The 16,242-nt window shown below is 73.2% G+C and carries 17 protein-coding genes and 1 riboswitch; of the genes, 12 read left to right on the top strand and 5 right to left on the bottom strand.

Annotated features, from left to right (window positions below; translation table 11 throughout):
* The first annotated feature begins 140 nt into the window (after positions 1–140).
* From MVA48_RS12620 to MVA48_RS12595, 6 genes are all read left to right on the top strand, one after another.
* The gene (locus MVA48_RS12620; RefSeq protein ID WP_246980836.1) at positions 141–464 is read left to right on the top strand and encodes a DUF3263 domain-containing protein; all 324 of its coding nucleotides are present in this window, start codon (positions 141–143) and stop codon (positions 462–464) included.
* Positions 465–878: 414 nt separating this feature from the next.
* Positions 879–1,580, top strand: a complete 702-nt coding sequence (locus MVA48_RS12615; RefSeq protein WP_246980834.1) for a hypothetical protein — start codon at positions 879–881, stop codon at positions 1,578–1,580.
* Positions 1,556–2,062: a LytR C-terminal domain-containing protein gene (locus MVA48_RS12610; RefSeq protein ID WP_246980832.1), complete on the top strand. Its 507-nt coding sequence runs from the start codon at positions 1,556–1,558 to the stop codon at positions 2,060–2,062. The genes MVA48_RS12615 and MVA48_RS12610 overlap by 25 nt, the downstream gene beginning before the upstream one ends.
* A gap of 125 nt (positions 2,063–2,187) precedes the next feature.
* Positions 2,188–4,341 carry an alpha/beta fold hydrolase gene (locus MVA48_RS12605; protein ID WP_246980830.1) on the top strand — a complete coding sequence of 718 codons (2,154 nt, stop codon included), beginning with the start codon at positions 2,188–2,190 and terminating at the stop codon, positions 4,339–4,341.
* Positions 4,275–5,087 (top strand): ABC transporter ATP-binding protein, encoded by an 813-nt coding sequence (locus MVA48_RS12600; protein ID WP_246980828.1) that lies wholly within the window; start codon positions 4,275–4,277, stop codon positions 5,085–5,087. The genes MVA48_RS12605 and MVA48_RS12600 overlap by 67 nt, the downstream gene beginning before the upstream one ends.
* 44 nt (positions 5,088–5,131) lie before the next feature.
* A complete protein-coding gene (locus MVA48_RS12595; RefSeq protein WP_246980826.1) occupies positions 5,132–5,986 on the top strand; it encodes an ABC transporter permease in 855 nt (284 codons plus the stop codon).
* Positions 5,987–6,026: 40 nt separating this feature from the next.
* Here the strand turns inward: MVA48_RS12595 and MVA48_RS12590 are convergent, their stop codons facing one another.
* Positions 6,027–6,848, bottom strand: a complete 822-nt coding sequence (locus tag MVA48_RS12590; RefSeq protein WP_246980824.1) for an HAD family hydrolase — start codon at positions 6,846–6,848, stop codon at positions 6,027–6,029.
* Between the two features lie 60 nt (positions 6,849–6,908).
* A riboswitch (SAM riboswitch) is annotated at positions 6,909–7,035 on the top strand.
* Positions 7,036–7,047: 12 nt separating this feature from the next.
* On the opposite strand from MVA48_RS12590, the gene thrC reads away from it, so the two are divergent.
* The 3 genes from thrC to groL all read left to right on the top strand — a co-directional run bounded on the left by thrC (position 7,048) and on the right by groL (position 10,732).
* Entirely contained in the window at positions 7,048–8,349 is a 1,302-nt protein-coding gene (gene thrC / locus MVA48_RS12585) for a threonine synthase (protein ID WP_246980822.1), read from the top strand.
* 209 nt (positions 8,350–8,558) lie between these two features.
* Entirely contained in the window at positions 8,559–8,759 is a 201-nt protein-coding gene (locus MVA48_RS12580; protein WP_246980820.1) for a cold-shock protein, read from the top strand.
* Between the two features lie 344 nt (positions 8,760–9,103).
* A complete protein-coding gene (gene groL / locus MVA48_RS12575) occupies positions 9,104–10,732 on the top strand; it encodes a chaperonin GroEL (protein WP_246980818.1) in 1,629 nt (542 codons plus the stop codon).
* A gap of 224 nt (positions 10,733–10,956) precedes the next feature.
* Here the strand turns inward: groL and MVA48_RS12570 are convergent, their stop codons facing one another.
* The gene (locus tag MVA48_RS12570; protein WP_246980816.1) at positions 10,957–11,349 is read right to left on the bottom strand and encodes a VOC family protein; all 393 of its coding nucleotides are present in this window, start codon (positions 11,347–11,349) and stop codon (positions 10,957–10,959) included.
* 25 nt (positions 11,350–11,374) lie between these two features.
* On the opposite strand from MVA48_RS12570, the gene MVA48_RS12565 reads away from it, so the two are divergent.
* Positions 11,375–12,190: a DUF72 domain-containing protein gene (locus MVA48_RS12565; RefSeq protein WP_246980814.1), complete on the top strand. Its 816-nt coding sequence runs from the start codon at positions 11,375–11,377 to the stop codon at positions 12,188–12,190.
* Here MVA48_RS12565 and MVA48_RS12560 read toward each other — a convergent pair.
* Entirely contained in the window at positions 12,187–13,185 is a 999-nt protein-coding gene (locus tag MVA48_RS12560; protein WP_246980812.1) for a Gfo/Idh/MocA family protein, read from the bottom strand. The two genes, MVA48_RS12565 and MVA48_RS12560, sit on opposite strands and share 4 nt — an antisense overlap.
* A 37-nt stretch (positions 13,186–13,222) precedes the next feature.
* On the opposite strand from MVA48_RS12560, the gene MVA48_RS12555 reads away from it, so the two are divergent.
* Entirely contained in the window at positions 13,223–13,498 is a 276-nt protein-coding gene (locus tag MVA48_RS12555) for a DUF4031 domain-containing protein (RefSeq protein ID WP_246980810.1), read from the top strand.
* Here MVA48_RS12555 and MVA48_RS12550 read toward each other — a convergent pair.
* Together MVA48_RS12550 and MVA48_RS12545 are read right to left on the bottom strand one after the other, a co-directional pair.
* Positions 13,440–14,096, bottom strand: a complete 657-nt coding sequence (locus MVA48_RS12550) for an HD domain-containing protein (RefSeq protein ID WP_246980808.1) — start codon at positions 14,094–14,096, stop codon at positions 13,440–13,442. The genes MVA48_RS12555 and MVA48_RS12550 overlap by 59 nt on opposite strands.
* Positions 14,096–15,379, bottom strand: a complete 1,284-nt coding sequence (locus tag MVA48_RS12545; RefSeq protein ID WP_246980807.1) for an ArgE/DapE family deacylase — start codon at positions 15,377–15,379, stop codon at positions 14,096–14,098. The genes MVA48_RS12550 and MVA48_RS12545 overlap by 1 nt, the downstream gene beginning before the upstream one ends.
* Before the next feature lie 33 nt (positions 15,380–15,412).
* Here MVA48_RS12545 and MVA48_RS12540 point away from each other — a divergent pair, with 33 nt between their 5' ends.
* Positions 15,413–16,162: a phospholipid scramblase-related protein gene (locus tag MVA48_RS12540; protein WP_246980806.1), complete on the top strand. Its 750-nt coding sequence runs from the start codon at positions 15,413–15,415 to the stop codon at positions 16,160–16,162.
* The last annotated feature ends 80 nt before the right edge of the window (positions 16,163–16,242 follow it).

Genomic DNA, 16,242 nt, shown 5'->3' with positions numbered 1-16,242 from the left:
GGCACCACGGGTGCCCGTACCCCGGGAGCTGACGGGGTCGGGGCGAGGAGTCGCGGAACTGTCGGTGGCCGGGTCTACGGTCGTCGACGAGCCGTACCGGGCACCCGGCGCGGTCCGGTACGGCAGGAGAACGACGACGCATGACCGAGAACCTGCCCTCCGCGGTCTCCCCACCGCGGGTCGATGGGTCCGGGGGCGCGTCCGCGCAGGTCGGAGGCCCGGGGCTGTCCCGGCGGGAGCACGAGATGCTCGCCTTCGAGCGCCAGTGGTGGCGTCAGGCAGGGGCCAAGGAGACGGCGATCCGCGACCGGTTCGGCGTCACGCCCACCCGCTACTACCAGGTGCTCAATGCCCTGGTCGACCGGCCCGACGCCCTCGCGCAGGACCCGTTGCTGGTCCGGCGGCTGCGCCGGGTACGACTCGCGCGGCAGCGAACTCGCATCCCCCAGGGTCCTGTGCAATGAGACCTGCACGCGTTAGATTTGCTCACTGTGGGCAGGCACACGGAGTCAGGCAGTGACGGACTGGACTGGGGCACGCCCCCTGCCGCTGCCGGTCGACGCCGTACGGATGCGCCTGACGCGCTCTGGCGCGGCGCTCCCTCCGGACTGAACGCCTCTTCCGGGCGCGACGCCTTCGACCGTCGCCCCGCAGCTCGCAGCACAGCCGGCGAGTCGCCGCGGCGTCCCCTCCAGCGCCCCACCGCTGCCGCTGTGAGCGCTCGCCATCCCGACGCGCCCCGCCAGCAGTCGCGGTCCCGGCTGCCGCTGCCGCCCGTGCCCGCCGCCTCCCGTCCCGCCGGTGCGCGACCGGCTGTCCGGACGCCGAGCACGACGGCCGCCCCGTTCCAGGCGGTTCCCTCCCCGGAGCCCCGGGCCATGGAGCTCCCGCTGGACGACGTGCCGGCCGTGCCGCCGGCCGAGCGCCGCAAGCGGGCGCGCACGGCCGCGACCGCCCCCGAGCGGCCCCGCAGCACCTGGCACGACGCCCAGTCGGCGCTGGCCACCACCGGGCCGTCCGGTGTCCGCTCCTCGGACGCCGCGCCGCGCGTTCCGCGCCAGACCACTCCCGACGGCTCGCCCGCCCCCGCCTACGGCGACTGGACGAAGCCCAAGGCCCCCAGCGACGCCGCCCTCCTGGACGACGGACTCCCGCTGGCTCCCGCCGGTCTCGAGGCTCCGGGCACGACCGCGATCCCGGAGCGCTCGGTCTTCCGCCGCGGACGGCGCTCCGCCGAGCCGGTCGAGCAGTTCGCGGACGATCGGTTCGCCGACGACGGCTACGCCGACGACGGCTACGCCGACCGCTACGAGGCCGACCGCTACGAGGCCGACCGCTACGAGGCCGACCGCTACGAGGCCGACCGCTACGAGGCCGACCGCTACGCCGACGAGCGGCTCCGGCTCCCGCGCGCAGCTCCGGGCCCGCCACCGGAGGCCGGGCCGCGATGCGGGCCGAGCGCCAGGCCAAGGACGCCGCCCGCCGCAAGGCGCAGAAGCAGAAGGGCTCGGCTGTCGCCGTTCTCGAGGAGGACGAGCCGCGCAAGCCGCGCCGGGTGCTCAAGGGCCTCATCGCGATGACCGTCGTCGCGCTGGGCGTCCTCGGCGTGTACACGGTCGTGTCGCCGGAGACCGAGCAGGTATCGGCGCAGACGCCGGCCGGCGGCGACGCGTCGTCGCGCAGCGTGGCGCCGCCCAGCGAGCCGCTGCCCGAGCTCGAGGTCGCGCCGCTGGAGGTCGCGGAGCCCACGGCGGTGGCCCCCATCCGGCTGCCCGTCACGGTGCTGAACTCCACCGACATCAACGGCCTGGCCGCAAAGATCGCGGGAGCCGTGACGGCCGGCGGCTGGGAGTCCCCGGGCGTGGGTGCCTACACCGGTGGGGACATCGCCGCGTCGACCGTCTTCTTCACCGAGGGCGACGAGAACCAGCGCCAGGCCGCGCTGCAGTTGATCGAGCAGTTCCCGCAGCTGCAGGGCCCGGCACCGCGGTTCTTCGAGCTGCCCGCGGAGGTGCCGGCGCCGGGCCTGGTCGTGGTCGCGACGGGCGACTGGCAGCCCTGATCCGGCTTCCGCGCTGAGGCCGGGGGAGGGGCGCTCCACCCTCGCCCGCGGTGGCGCAGCCGGTCACCGGAACACGCGCCGGTCGTCGTCCGTTGGCACGCTTCGTGCGCCCCTCTCGCGGGCTCGTGCGTCCCCGCCCGCGCTCCGGCGCCCGCCTGACGCTCGCTGCCCTGGTCACCGTGCTGCTCCCCAGCGGCCTGCTCGTGCTCGCCCCTCCCGCCGTCGCCGCCGCTGACGTCGCGGTGGAGGAGGCGCGGGTGCCCTCCGGCTCCGGCGACGACGCCGTCGAGCTGGACACCTCGCTCTACCTGCCGCCCGGCGACGGCCCGGCGCCCGCGGTGGTGCTCGCGCACGGCTTCGGCGGCAGCAAGGAGTCGATGGCCGACGACGCCCGCGATCTCGCCGGGCGCGGCTACGTCGTCCTGACCTACTCGGCGCGCGGATTCGGCGCGAGCACCGGTCGGATCGGCCTGAACGACCCCCGGTACGAGATCGCCGACCTGTCCACCCTCCTCGACCTGCTCGCCGAGCGGGACGAGGTCCAGCTCGACGGCGACGGGGACCCCAGGGTGGGCGTGGCCGGCGGCTCCTACGGCGGCGCGCTCGCCTTGCTCGGGGCTGCCTACGACGACCGGGTCGACGCGATCGCGCCGCAGATCACATGGAACTCCCTGGCCGCCGCGCTCTTCCCCTCCCAGACCGGCACGACGGACGCCGGGACCGTCGCCGCCACCCCGCAGGACGTCGACGCCGGCGTCTACAAGCGGCTGTGGGCGGGGCTGTTCTTCGGCGTCGGCTCCGTGCCCACCGGCGACAGCCTCCTCGGCTCGCTGGGCGGTTCCACCGGTGGCGAGGACGGTGACGACGGTACGGCCGGGCCCGACGCGGGGACGGCGCGCAACGGCAACGGCGGAGGTGTCGACCTCGACGTGTCCTCCCTGGACCCCGCCCTGGTGACCGAGGCGCTGACCTGCGGCCGCTTCCGTGCCGACATCTGCGCGGCCTACCAGGTCGCCGCCGCGAGCGGCACGCTCACGCCCGAGATCGCCGACGTGCTCGACCGCAGCAGCCCGGCCGGCGTCCTCGACCGGATCGACGCGCCCACCCTGCTGGTCCAGGGGACGCGGGACTCGCTGTTCGGCCTGGGACAGGCCGACGCCAACGCGCGCGGCATCGCCGCGAACGGCACCCCGGTCAAGGTCGTCTGGTTCACCGGCGGGCACGACTCGTCCGCTTCGGACCGCGTGACCGAGAGCCTGCGCGAGCAGGTCGCCGGCTGGTTCGACTTCCACCTGCGCGGCGAGGGGGAGGACCCGGGCACCGGCTTCCAGTTCCCCGCGCCCACCGCCGTCGCGACCGGGCAGTTCGTCCAGGGCGGCGGCAACCGGGTCGTCGTCACCGACCGCTACCCCGGCCTGGACGGCGACGAGCCGGCCGAGCGCAGTGCCGTCGCGCTGTCCGGACCCACGCAGCCCGTCGTGACCCCCGCCGGTGGGACGCCGGCCGCCCTGACGACCGTGCCCGGGCTGGGCGCGGTGACCACGGCGCTGGGCGGCGCCACGCTGGAGATCCCCGGTCAGTTCGCCGCCTTCGAGAGCCGGCCGCTGGACGCCGCCGTCGAGGTCGTGGGTGCACCCACCGTCGAGCTCGCGGTCTCCTCGCCCAGCGGCACCGCCACGCTGTTCGCCAAGCTCTACGACGTCGCCCCGGAGGGTTCGACGACGCTGCCCGCAGGGCTGGTGGCCCCGCTGGCGCTGACCGACCTGTCGACCGACCCCACCCAGCCGACGACGGTCGAGGTGACGCTCCCGGGGATCGTGCACCGCTTCGAGGCGGGCCACACGATGCGGGTCGTCGTCTCCTCCACCGACCAGGCCTTCGCCCTGCCCGCCGAGTCGGCCGTCTACTCCGTCGCGCTCGCCGGGGGAGCCTCGCCGACGGGTCCGCCGACCTCGCCGTCCCGCTCGTCGAAGGCCGCACGGAGAGCGCCGCCGGATCGGCGCGTTGGTGGGTCCTGCTCGGGGTGCTCGCCGGCCTCGGCCTGGTCGGCTGGGCGGCCGCCGTGCTGTGGGGGCGCCGCCGCCAGCAGCAGCTGTCGGCGGTCGAGCCCGACGGCGAGGAGGTCCCGCTGCGGTTCGAGGGCGTCACCAAGGCCTACAAGGACGGGTTCGTCGCCGTCCGCGATCTGTCCTTCGAGGTGCGACGTGGCCAGGTGCTCGGCCTGCTCGGCCCCAACGGTGCCGGCAAGACGACGTCCCTGCGGATGCTCATGGGGCTGATCCGGCCGACCGAGGGACGGATCAGCATCTTCGGGCACGCGGCCGGGCCGGGGGCACCGGTCCTCTCCCGGCTCGGCTCGTTCGTCGAGGGCACCGGCCTGCAGCCGCACCTGTCCGGTCGCGACAACCTCACGCTCTACTGGGCGGCCACCGGCCGCCCGGCCGAGGACGCGCACATGGAGGAGGCCCTCGAGGTGGCCGGCCTCGGCGCGGCCATCGACCGGCCGGTGCGGCGCTACAGCCAGGGCATGCGCCAGCGGGTCGCGATCGCGCAGGCGATGCTGGGCCTGCCCGACCTGCTCGTCCTCGACGAGCCGACCAACGGGCTCGACCCGCCGCAGATCCACGCGATGCGGGAGGTGCTGCGGTCCTACGCCGCGACCGGCCGCACGGTGATCGTGTCCAGCCACCTGCTCAGCGAGATCGAGCAGACCTGCAGCCACGTCGTGGTCATGGCGAAGGGGCAGAAGATCGCCCAGGGCACCGTCGAGGAGATCGTCGGCACAGGTGGGGCCGTGCTGGTCGGGCTCGCCGACGAGGCCGAGACCGATCGGGCGATCGAGGTGCTCGAGGGGCTGCCCGGCGTCACCGCGGAGCGCACGGACGAGGGCCTGGTGGCCGACCTCGACGGCTACGGCCGGTCGGCGGCGCTGCAGGCGCTGGTGTCGGCCGGCATCGAGGTGGACCAGTTCACGCCGCGCCGGCGGCTCGAGGACGCCTTCCTGGCACTGGTGGGGGAGTCATGACCTGGACCGACCAAGCGACCGGAACCGCGGTTCCGGTCGCTCACGTGCAGCCCAGCGGCGCGGTCGCCGGCTACTCGCCGAGCCGGACGCTGCGGCTGTCGGTGGAGCTGCGCCGCCAGTTCAGGCGACGGCGGACCATCGGCGTCCTCGCGCTGATGATCGCCCTGCCGCTGATCCTCATCGGCGCCCTCCAGCTGGGCGGCAGCGAGGAGGCCGCGGAGAACAGCCGGATCAACCTGGTCGACGTCGCCACCGCCAGCGGACTGAACTTCACGCTGTTCGTGCTGTTCGCGACCACCGGCTTCTTCCTCGTCGTGGTGTACGCGCTGTTCTTCGGGGACACCGTCGCCAGCGAGGCCCAGTGGGGGTCACTGCGGTACACGCTGGCGACCCCGGTGCCGCGCATGCGCCTGCTCCGGCAGAAGTGGATCGCCGCGTTCGTGCTGTCCGTGGGGGCGCTGGTCGTGCTCACCGCGGTCGCAGTGGTCGCCGGCGGCATCGCGTTCGGCTTCGGCGACATCCGAACCCCCGTCGGGGTCACGCTCGCCCAGGGCGAGGGGATGCTGCGCCTGGGCGGGATGCTCGCCTACCTCGCCGTCCACCTGCTCGTCGTGGGCACGCTGGCCTTCTGGTTCTCGACCATCACCGACGCGCCCTTGGCGGCGGTCGGTGGCGCGGTGTTCACGATGTTCGTCTTCGCGATCCTCGACCAGGTGGAGCAGCTGGGGGCGATCCGGGACTGGTTCCCCACCGCCGAGGAGTACGCCTGGACCGACCTGCTGCAGTCGCCGGTCGACTCGGGAGACCTGTTCCGCGGCGTGATCCAGTCGCTGGTCTACGCGGCGATCTTCACGGCCCTGGCCTTCCGTCACTTCGCCCGCCGCGACGTCACCTCGTAGTGGAGTGCCACGGGCGCGCTTTCCGCGCCGTGGCACTCCCTTAGAGCGAGGCGAGCACCGCCTGGGCCCAGCCCTCGCCCATGGGGGCGTCGGTCACCACGGCATTGGGGACGGCGCCCAGCAGGTCGGCCATGCCGTCGGCGTGCGCGCCGTTCGCGGTGATCCAGAGCCGGCCCACCGCCGGCGCCATGTCCAGATCGCTGACGCTGTCGCCGATCGCGACGGCGTCCCGCGGGTCGATGCCCCGCCGCTCCAGGTCCCAGGCGATCGCCGCGCCCTTGGAGATGCCGCGCGGCATCAGGTGGTAGACGCGCGGCGGCAGCGCGTCCTCGTCCAGGGTCATCCGGGACGTCGCCGGGATCGACCCGTTGTCCTTGAGCGTGAGCCACCCGGCGCCCTGCGCGTCGAGCCACGCGTCGACGGCGAGGGGGTCCACCCGGCCGCGCAGCAGCGCGTCGGTCTGGTGCGTCACGTGCCAGGGGGCGTGCCACTCCAGCCGGCCGGGGTGCTCGGCGACGAGCCGCTCGACGACGCCCAGCTCGGCCATGACGTCCATCGGCGTCCGCCCGGCGTACCCGGCGGGCAGCTCGCCGGTCAGCCGGTGGGTGTGCCGGCCGACGTCCCAGGTGATGGTCGCGCCGAGCTCGGCGATGCCCCCGTCGGCCGCGAAGATGCGTCCGGCCTCGATCACCTGCTCGAGCGTCCGGCCGCTGACCAGCACCAACGGCACCTCGGCGCGGTGCAGGGCGAGCAGGCCGGCAGCCGGGTCGGCGGTCAGCTCCCTCCGGGCGGTGTGCCAGAAGGACCCCCGCGGGCCGACCATCGTGCCGTCGAGGTCGGTGTAGACGATGCGGGCGGTCACATCTCACATCCTGACCACGCTCCGGAGTTCCCCCGGCACTGGGTACAGTTCACGGCGTTCCACTCATCCAGAGGGGCAGAGGGACACGGCCCGACGAAGCCCCGGCAACCGCCGCCTGCGCGCGCGCAGCGGAAGGTGCCAATTCCGTCCCGCACGGCTCGACGGCCCGCTGCGGGGAAGATGAGGAGGTAGTCGTCGCATGACTCTGACCGCTCCGGGCTCCGTCCAGGCAGATTCGTCCGCCGGGGGCCCGATCCCCCCGTGTCCCGCCCGCGGCCTGGTGTGCCGCAACTGCGGGGCCACCTTCGGGCTGATCGCCGAGCACGCCTGCGCCGAGTGCTTCGGCCCGCTCGAGGTCGACTACGACCCCGAGATCATGCGCGGGGTCACCCGCGAGCAGATCGAGGCCGGGCCGCAGAACATCTGGCGCTACGCCGGACTGCTGCCCGTCGGCCAGGACCCGGCCGACCGCGTGTCGCTGGACCCCGGCCTGACGCCGCTCGTGCGCGCCGACCGGCTGGCCGCCGAGCTCGGCCTCACCGGGGGGCTGTGGGTGAAGGACGACTCGGCCAACCCGACCCACTCCTTCAAGGACCGCGTCGTGTCGCTGGCCGCCACCGCCGCCAAGGGGCTCGGCTACAAGAAGATCGCCGCCGCCTCGACCGGCAACCTGGCCAACTCGGTGGCCGCGCACGCCGCCCGCGCCGGCCTGCCGTCGTTCGTCTTCATCCCGAGCGACCTCGAGCCCGGCAAGGTCGTGCAGTCGGCGGTCTACGGCCAGACGCTGGTCGCCGTCGACGGCTCCTACGACGACGTCAACCGGCTGACCAGCGAGCTCGCCGACACCGACGAGTTCGAGGACACCGCCTTCGTCAACCAGAACGTCCGGCCCTACTACGCCGAGGGCTCCAAGACGATGGGCTACGAGATCGCCGAGCAGCTCGGCTGGCGGATCCCGGCGCAGGTGGTCATCCCGATGGCGTCGGGCTCGCTGCTGACCAAGGTCGACAAGGCGTTCCGCGAGCTGACCGCCGCGGGCATCGTCGAGGCCACGGAGTGGACGATCTTCGGCGCGCAGTCGGCCGGGTGCGACCCGATCGCCACGGCCTTCGAGCAGGGCTGGGACGTCGTCAAGCCGGTCAAGCCGACCGGCATCGCCAAGTCGCTGAACATCGGCAACCCGGCCGACGGCCCGTACGCGCTCGATGCGATCCGCCGCACCGGGGGGTGGGTCGGGCGCGTCGGCGACGAGGAGATCGTGGCCGGCATCCGCGACCTCGCCCGGACCACCGGCGTCTTCGCCGAGACCGCCGGTGGCGTCACGGTGGCGGTGCTCCGGCAGCTCGTGGAGGACGGCCGGCTCGATCCCTCGCGCGAGACCGTCGTCCTCAACACCGGCGAGGGGCTGAAGACCCTCGACCCCCTGCTGCCGGTCGTCGGGCCGACCCACACGGTCGAGCCGTCGCTGAAGTCGGTACGGGCGGCAGGGCTCATCGAGTGAGGGCGTAGGGTTCTCCTCCTCACCGGACCGGGCGACGGCTGTCGCCGGATCCGGCCTTTTCCCTGCGTGTGACTACTGCCACCTGGCAGTTCCTGATGTACCTTCTCGCTCGGTTCGAGTTCCACGTTCGTGTTCGGCGGGCGGAAGAGCGAGACCTCGCTCCACCACCCGCGGTGGGGTGACCGCACGCACGAAACGTGGGAGCACACGTGGCACAGGGCACCGTGAAGTGGTTCAACGCCGAGAAGGGCTTCGGCTTCATCGCCGTCGACGGCGGTCAGGACGTCTTCGTCCACTACTCGGCCATCCAGATGGACGGCTACAAGAGCCTCGAAGAGGGCCAGCGGGTCAACTTCGAGGTCGTGCAGGGCGCCAAGGGCCCCCAGGCGGACAGCGTCACCGCCGCCTGATCGCACCAGCCTGGCGAAGGCCCGGTCCCCACTCGGGGGCCGGGCCTTCGTGCGTTCGCAACGGACCTTCGCCGGATCGTCGACTCCTCGCCTCGCACCGCGGGGAAACGACCACGCCGCGAAGGTGAGGGTCGCGGGAACAGCCTGCGCCGACCCCCCGTTCTTGCACTCGCAGGGGTCGAGTGCCAGACTCGTTTCTGGCACTCGGGGCTCCTGAGTGCCAATCAGGTCGGAGCGGTGAGGCACCGGTCAGTGGGCCGACGGAGCGTCCACGCCACTGGTGTCGTCCGTCGCGGGCGCCGAACCCGGCCGTGCAGCGATCAATGCATGGAGGACATCACCACATGGCCAAGATGATCGCGTTCGACGAAGAGGCGCGCCGCGGCCTCGAGCGGGGCATGAACACCCTCGCCGACGCCGTCAAGGTGACCCTCGGCCCGAAGGGCCGCAACGTCGTACTCGAGAAGAAGTGGGGTGCCCCCACCATCACCAACGATGGTGTGAGCATCGCCAAGGAGATCGAGCTCGAGGACCCGTGGGAGAAGATCGGGGCCGAGCTGGTCAAGGAGGTCGCGAAGAAGACCGACGACGTCGCGGGTGACGGCACCACCACCGCCACCGTGCTGGCCCAGGCGCTCGTGCGCGAGGGTCTGCGCAACGTCGCCGCCGGCGCGAACCCGATGGCCCTGAAGAAGGGCATCGAGAAGGCCGTCGAGTCGGTCAGCGAGTACCTCCTCTCGACCGCCAAGGACGTCGAGACCAAGGAGCAGATCGCCGCCACCGCGTCGATCTCCGCCGCCGACCCCGCCATCGGCGAGCTCATCGCCGAGGCGATGGACAAGGTCGGCAAGGAAGGTGTCATCACCGTCGAGGAGAGCAACACCTTCGGCCTCGAGCTCGAGCTCACCGAGGGCATGCGCTTCGACAAGGGTCACCTGTCGGCGTACTTCGTGACCGACCCGGAGCGCATGGAGACCGTGCTCGACGACCCGTACATCCTGGTCGTCAACAGCAAGATCAGCTCCGTCAAGGACCTGCTGCCGCTGCTCGAGAAGGTCATGCAGTCGGGCAAGCCGCTGGCGATCATCGCCGAGGACGTCGAGGGCGAGGCCCTCGCGACCCTGGTGGTCAACAAGATCCGCGGCACCTTCAAGTCCGTCGCCGTCAAGGCCCCGGGCTTCGGCGACCGCCGCAAGGCCATGCTGGCCGACATCGCCATCCTCACCGGTGGCCAGGTCATCAGCGAGGAGGTCGGCCTCAAGCTGGAGAACGCCGACCTGTCCCTCCTCGGCCGTGCGCGCAAGTTCGTCACGACCAAGGACGAGACGACGATCATCGAGGGTGCGGGTGACCCCGACCAGATCGCCGGCCGGGTGAACCAGATCCGCGCCGAGATCGAGAAGTCGGACTCCGACTACGACCGCGAGAAGCTGCAGGAGCGCCTGGCCAAGCTGGCCGGTGGCGTCGCCGTCATCAAGGCCGGCGCCGCGACCGAGGTCGAGCTCAAGGAGCGCAAGCACCGCATCGAGGACGCCGTCCGCAACGCCAAGGCCGCCGTCGAGGAGGGCATCGTCGCCGGTGGTGGCGTCGCCCTCGCGCAGGCGACCACCGTCGCGTTCGAGAAGCTCGAGCTCGAGGGTGACGAGGCGACCGGTGCCAACATCGTGCGCGTCGCGCTCGAGGCGCCGCTGAAGCAGATCGCGATCAACGCCGGCCTCGAGGGTGGCGTCGTCGCGGAGAAGGTCCGCAACTCCGACACCGGGACCGGCCTCAACGCCGCCACCGGCGAGTACGTGGACCTGGTCGCCAGCGGGATCATCGACCCCGCCAAGGTGACCCGCTCGGCGCTGCAGAACGCCGCCTCCATCGCGGCGCTCTTCCTCACCACCGAGGCCGTCATCGCCGACAAGCCGGAGAAGAACCCGCCGGCCATGCCCGGCGGCGACGGCGGCATGGGCGGCATGGACTTCTGATGAAGGACCACGTCGCCCCCCACGACGCGCTCCGCGCGCCGCGGGTCCCTGCGACGTAGCCGTTCCATCGCCTCACCTCCGGCAGGGGCGGTCCGCATCCGTGCGGGCCGCCCCTGTCGGCGTTCCGGGTCGTCCGCCGACCGCTTCAGGGGTGATGTGCATGCTTCTGGAGTCCTGCAGGACTCCCGGAGCGTGCACGAGACCCCGGAAGCGCGGTCAGGCGATCACTCGGGCGAGAAGACGCAGAACTCGTTGCCCTCGGGGTCGGCGAGCACGTCCCACTCGATGGCGTAGTTGGGCGTGGTGTCGACGTCCCGGGGCCGGATGAGCGTGGCACCCAGCGTGAGCAGGGCGTTCGTGTCGCCGATGACGTCGAAGTGCATCCGGTTCTTGACGATCTTCGGCTCGGGCACCGGCACGATCCACATCAGCGGCCCGGCACCCGAGGGGTCGACGATCGGCACCGGCCAGTCGGACGGGCGGGTCCAGTCGTCCTCCGGCGGTTCCACCTCGTCGCGACGCACGTAACCCAGCGCGACGCACCACCAGTCGGCCAGCGTCTGGTGGTCACGGGCGTCGAGGCAGAGGTCCTTGAACCGAGCCGGTGCGTCAGCCATGACTGCGGAGGGTAGGCGACACCCCGTGACCGTGATCATCGGGACGTCGGGCTGGCAGTACCGCGACTGGCGCGGCGCCTTCTACCCGCCGAAGCTGCCGCAGCGGCTGTGGCTCGAGCACTACATCCAGTACTTCGCCACGGTCGAGAGCAACAACGCGTTCTACCGGCTGCCCGAGCTCGAGACCTTCCGGAAGTGGCACGAGCGGACGCCGGCGGACTTCCGCTGGGCGGTGAAGGCCAGCCGCTTCCTCACCCACATCAAGCGGCTGCGCGAGCCGGAGGAGCCGGTCGCCCGGCTGATGGAGCGGGCCGCCGGTCTCGGGCCGAAGCTCGACACGATCCTGCTGCAGCTGCCCCCCACGCTGAAGGCCGACACCGACCTGCTGCGCGACTGCCTCGCCCGCTTCCCCGGCGGCACCCGGGTGGCGGTCGAACCGCGGCACGAGAGCTGGTGGACCGACGAGATCCGCGGGCTGCTCGAGCGGTATGGCGCGGCGCTGTGCTGGGCCGACCGCGACGAGCGGCCGGTCGCGCCGCTGTGGCGGACCGCCGACTGGGGTTACCTGCGCTTCCACCACGGGGCCGACGGCTGGGGCTACGGGGGCGGGACCTTGCAGCTGTGGGCCGACCGGCTGGCGGCCACCTGGACCGACGACGAGGACGTCCTCGTCTACTTCAACAACGACCCGGGCTGCAACGCGGTCATCGACGCCGTCCGCTTCGCCGACGCCGTCCAGCGCGCCGGGGGGACGCCGACCCGCGTCCCCACCGCCGACCAGGCCACCGGGCTCGCCTGGGACCCGGCCCAGAAGACCCCGGGGCTGCCGGCGACCGCCTAGCCCAGGACCCTCGTGTCCTCGGCGTGCCGGACGCCGATCTGCTCCGCGGCCTCCCCCAGCAGCGCCTGGACGGCGAGGGTGTCGGCGAGCGGCATGACCGCGCTCTCCGTCCGCCCGGCCCGCACGCCGTCGGTGACCTCGATCAGCTCGTGGGCGTACCCGGCACCCAGCGGACGCCGCGTGATCGTCTCCGGCTCGGCGCCGACGCGGTGCAGCACGATCGTGTCGGGGTGGTGGAAGCGGGGGAGGACGTCGATCCAGCCCGCCGTCCCGAAGACGCGGGCCTGGCCGGGCAGCGCGGTGCGCAGGGAGGTCATGAGCGTCGCCGCCCGTCCGTCGGCGAACTCGACCAGCAACTGGGCGTCGGCGTCGGCCCCCGAGGGGAAAAGCGACCCGGTGGCGAGGACCCGCTCCGGGGTCCCGAGCAGCATCTGCGCGAACGAGACCACGTAGACGCCCACGTCGAGCAGGGCGCCGCCGCCCAGAGCCAGGTCGAACAGCCGGTCCGCCGGGTCGTACTCCGGTGCGATCCCGAGGTCGGCCTGGACCGAGCGCACCTCACCGATCGCGCCGTCGGCGATCAGCTCACGCAGCGCGACGACGGCCGGCTGGAACCGCGTCCACATCGCCTCCATGACGAACAGCCCCGTGGCCCGCGCGCGGTCGACCACCTCCGTCGCTCCGGCAGTGGTCGCGGTGAACGCCTTCTCCACCAGCAGCGCCTTGCCGGCGTCGAGGGCGGCGAGCGCGACGGCGTGGTGCTGCGGGTGCGGCGTGGCGACGTAGAGGACGTCGACATCGGGGTCGGCCACGATCTCCGCGTACGAGCCGTAGGCACGATCGAGGCCGTGCCGCGCCGCGAACCCCTCCGCCCGCTCGAGGGAGCGGGACGCGACGGCGACCGACCGCGCCCCGTCGACCACCGCGAAGTCGGCGACCACCTTCTCCGCGATGCGACCCGGCCCGACGACTCCCCAGCGGATCTCGTTGCTCACGGCGTCGACGCTAGCCGGGCCGGGCAGACTGCCACCCGTGGCCGTGCTGATCGACACCCCCGTCTGGCCGTGGCGGGGGCGGCGGTGGTCGCACCTGGTCAGCGACGAGTCCTACGACGAGCTGCACACTTTCGTCGCCGCCGAGCTGGGCATCCCGCGGCGGGCGTTCCAGGGCGATCACTACGACGTCCCCGAGGACCTCTACGACATCGCGGTCTCGGCCGGCGCCGAGCCGGTCGGGGCGCGGGAGCTGCTCAGCCGGTTGCAGAAGGCGGGGCTGCGCCGCCCGAAGCGCGGCTCCGGAGCAGGCTGAGCTCGGCGGTCATGTTCGCTCGCGCGCGCGGCGTCCAGTCCTCCGCCACCGCGGGCAGCCGGTAGAGCGAGGGCAGGGCCAGCAGCCGCTCCAGGACGGCGATGCGGCCGGAGGTGAACTCCTCGTCGGAGAGGTGGCCGTACTCGAGGCGGATCGCCGACGCGTAGGCCGCGTAGGCGTCGGGCGGGCTGGCGAGGACGGCGAGGTCCGCGTCGCACAGGACGGCGCCGTCGGCGTCGCCGGGCTCGGGGTCGTGACCGGCGGTCAGCAGCACCAGCCGGGCAACCTCCTCCACCCGCTCGTCGGTCACCAGGCCGCGCAGCCCGACGCGAGCCCGCTCCGCGCTGACCTGCTCGTTGTCGGTCCGTCCGGGGTCGTAGGCCACGTCGTGGTACCAGGCGGCCAGCCGGACGGCGTCCGGGTCGTCGGCGGCGTCGGCCAGCCGGTCGACCAGCCCGAGGACGGCGGCCAGGTGCGCGAGGTCGTGGTAGCGCCGGTGCGGCTCGCTCCAGGCGCCGACGAGGAACGCCCACTCGGTGCGCGACGTGGGGGAGTCTCCCGCGACGGTCGCCCACGCCTCGAAGTCGACCGGCCCCATCACCGCACCCCGCACGACCGCACGGCCAGCAGCGCGAACGCCCGGGCCGCGGTGACCACCTCGGCCACCGGCACCTTCTCCATCGGTCCGTGCGCGAGGCGGAGGTCGCCCGGGCCGTAGTGCAGCGTCGGGACCCCGGCCGCGGCGTACTGCCGCAGGTCGGTGCCGGCGGCGACCGCACGCTCCTGCGGCATCCCGCCGCCGGCGTCGGCCACGGCGCTGCGCACCGCCGGCAGCAGCGGGTGGCCCGGAGGGAGCTGTCCGCTGGCGAAGCTGCCGCCGATCCAGGTGAGCCGCACGGGGTGCTCGGCCAGCCACGGGTGGCCCTCGCAGATTCCGGCCAGCCGGACCTCGAGCGCCGCCCGCGCCTCGGCCACCGGCTCGCCCAGCCGGACGCCGTACCGCCCGTCGGCCACGAGGCGATCGGGCACCGAGCTGGCCCAGTCACCGGCCTGGAGGCGACCGATGGACAGGCCGTAGGGGTAGGGCGCCTCCCCGAAACGCGGATCGGCGCCCTCCTGCCGCTCGGCCTCGAACTCCTGCAGCCGCGCGTGCACGTGGGCGAACAGCTCGACGGCGCTCACGCCGCGGTCGCGCATCGCGGCGTGCGCCGCGCGGCCGGTCACCTCCAGCCGGAAGGTGAGCGCCCCGGCGTGCGCGGTCACGACGGCCTGCGCGGTCGGCTCGGGGATCACGCACAGGTCGCCCAGGTGGCCGCGCCGGATGGCGGCCCAGGCGCCGAGACCGCCGTCCTCCTCGCCGACGACCCCGTGCACCGCCAGCGGCCGGACCAGCCGCACGCCTGCCGTCCGCAGCGCGGCCACGGCGGCCAGCGAGGCGACCACGCCGGCCTTCATGTCGCAGGCACCGCGGCCGTGGATCGCCCCGTCGACCAGGCGCGGGACGAACGGGTCGCCGTCCCACAGCGACAGGTCCCCCGGCGGGACGACGTCCGTGTGGCCGGACAGGACCAGCGCGGGCCTGCCGGCCTCGGCCGCGGGCATGGTGCCGACCACGCCCCAGGCCTCGATGCGGTCGACCTCCTGACCCGGTGCGTCGGCTGCGGTGGCCGCCTCATCGAGGTCGATCTGCCACACGTCGACGTCGCAGTCGAGCTCGCGCAGCCAGCCGGCGAGGACGTGCTGGACCTCCACCTCGGCATCGGTGCCGTCGACCGACGGGATCGCGATCAGCTGTGACAGGCGGTCGACCACCCAGCCCTCGTCCACCGCGGAGAGCACGCGGGCCTCCGGATTGGTGAGTTCGGGCCCTGCCTGAGACATGGCCGGAGTCTGGCACGCGCTAGCTTGACCGCCGTGACGCAGCCGCCGCCCCCGCCGGGCTGGTACCCCGACCCCGCCGGTGGAGCAGGCGCCCGCTGGTGGGACGGGCAGGGCTGGACCGACCACGTCCAGCGGCCCGCCGCACCGGTCCAGGTTCCTCCGCCGCCCGTCCCGGTGCAGCACGGGCCGTCGTTGTACGAGCAGCCGGTGCTGATCGTGTCGCAGAAGACGAAGCTCGTCGAGCTCACGAACGAGTACGCGGTCATGGACGGCGAGGGCCGGCAGATCGGCGCCGTCGTCCAGGTGGGACAGAGCTCGCTGAAGAAGGCGGTGCGGCTGCTCTCGAACCTCGACCAGTTCCTGACCCACCGGCTGGAGGTCCGGGACGCCCGCGGCCCGGTGCTGGTGCTGACCCGGCCGGCCAAGGTGATGAAGTCGCGGGTCGTCGTGGAGCGGCCCGACGGTGCGCCGATCGGCGAGATCGTGCAGGCCAACGTCTTCGGCAGGATCCGCTTCGACCTGGTCGCGAACGGGCAGCTCGTCGGCGCGATCCAGGCGGAGAACTGGCGGGCCTGGGACTTCGCGATCACCGACGCGGCAGGGGTGGAGGTCGCCAGGATCACCAAGACGTGGGAGGGCCTGGCCCGCACGCTGTTCACGACGGCCGACCGGTACGTCGTCCTGGTGCACTATCGGTTGCCCGAGCCGCTGGGCAGCCTGGTGATCGCCTCGGCCCTCACCGTGGACACGGCGCTCAAGCAGGACGACCGCGGGCTGAACTGAACTGGTGTCCTCCGGACAGCACCGCGGCCAGGTGCCGTCTCCCAGCTGCGTGGAGCCCCGCACTCGGGCCTGCGCGGGAC

The sequence above is a fragment of the Blastococcus sp. PRF04-17 genome (assembly GCF_023016265.1).
GTDB lineage: Bacteria > Actinomycetota > Actinomycetes > Mycobacteriales > Geodermatophilaceae > Blastococcus_B.
The sequence above is the reverse complement of the archived record's forward strand: the minus strand, read 5'-3'. Positions and strand labels throughout refer to the sequence as shown.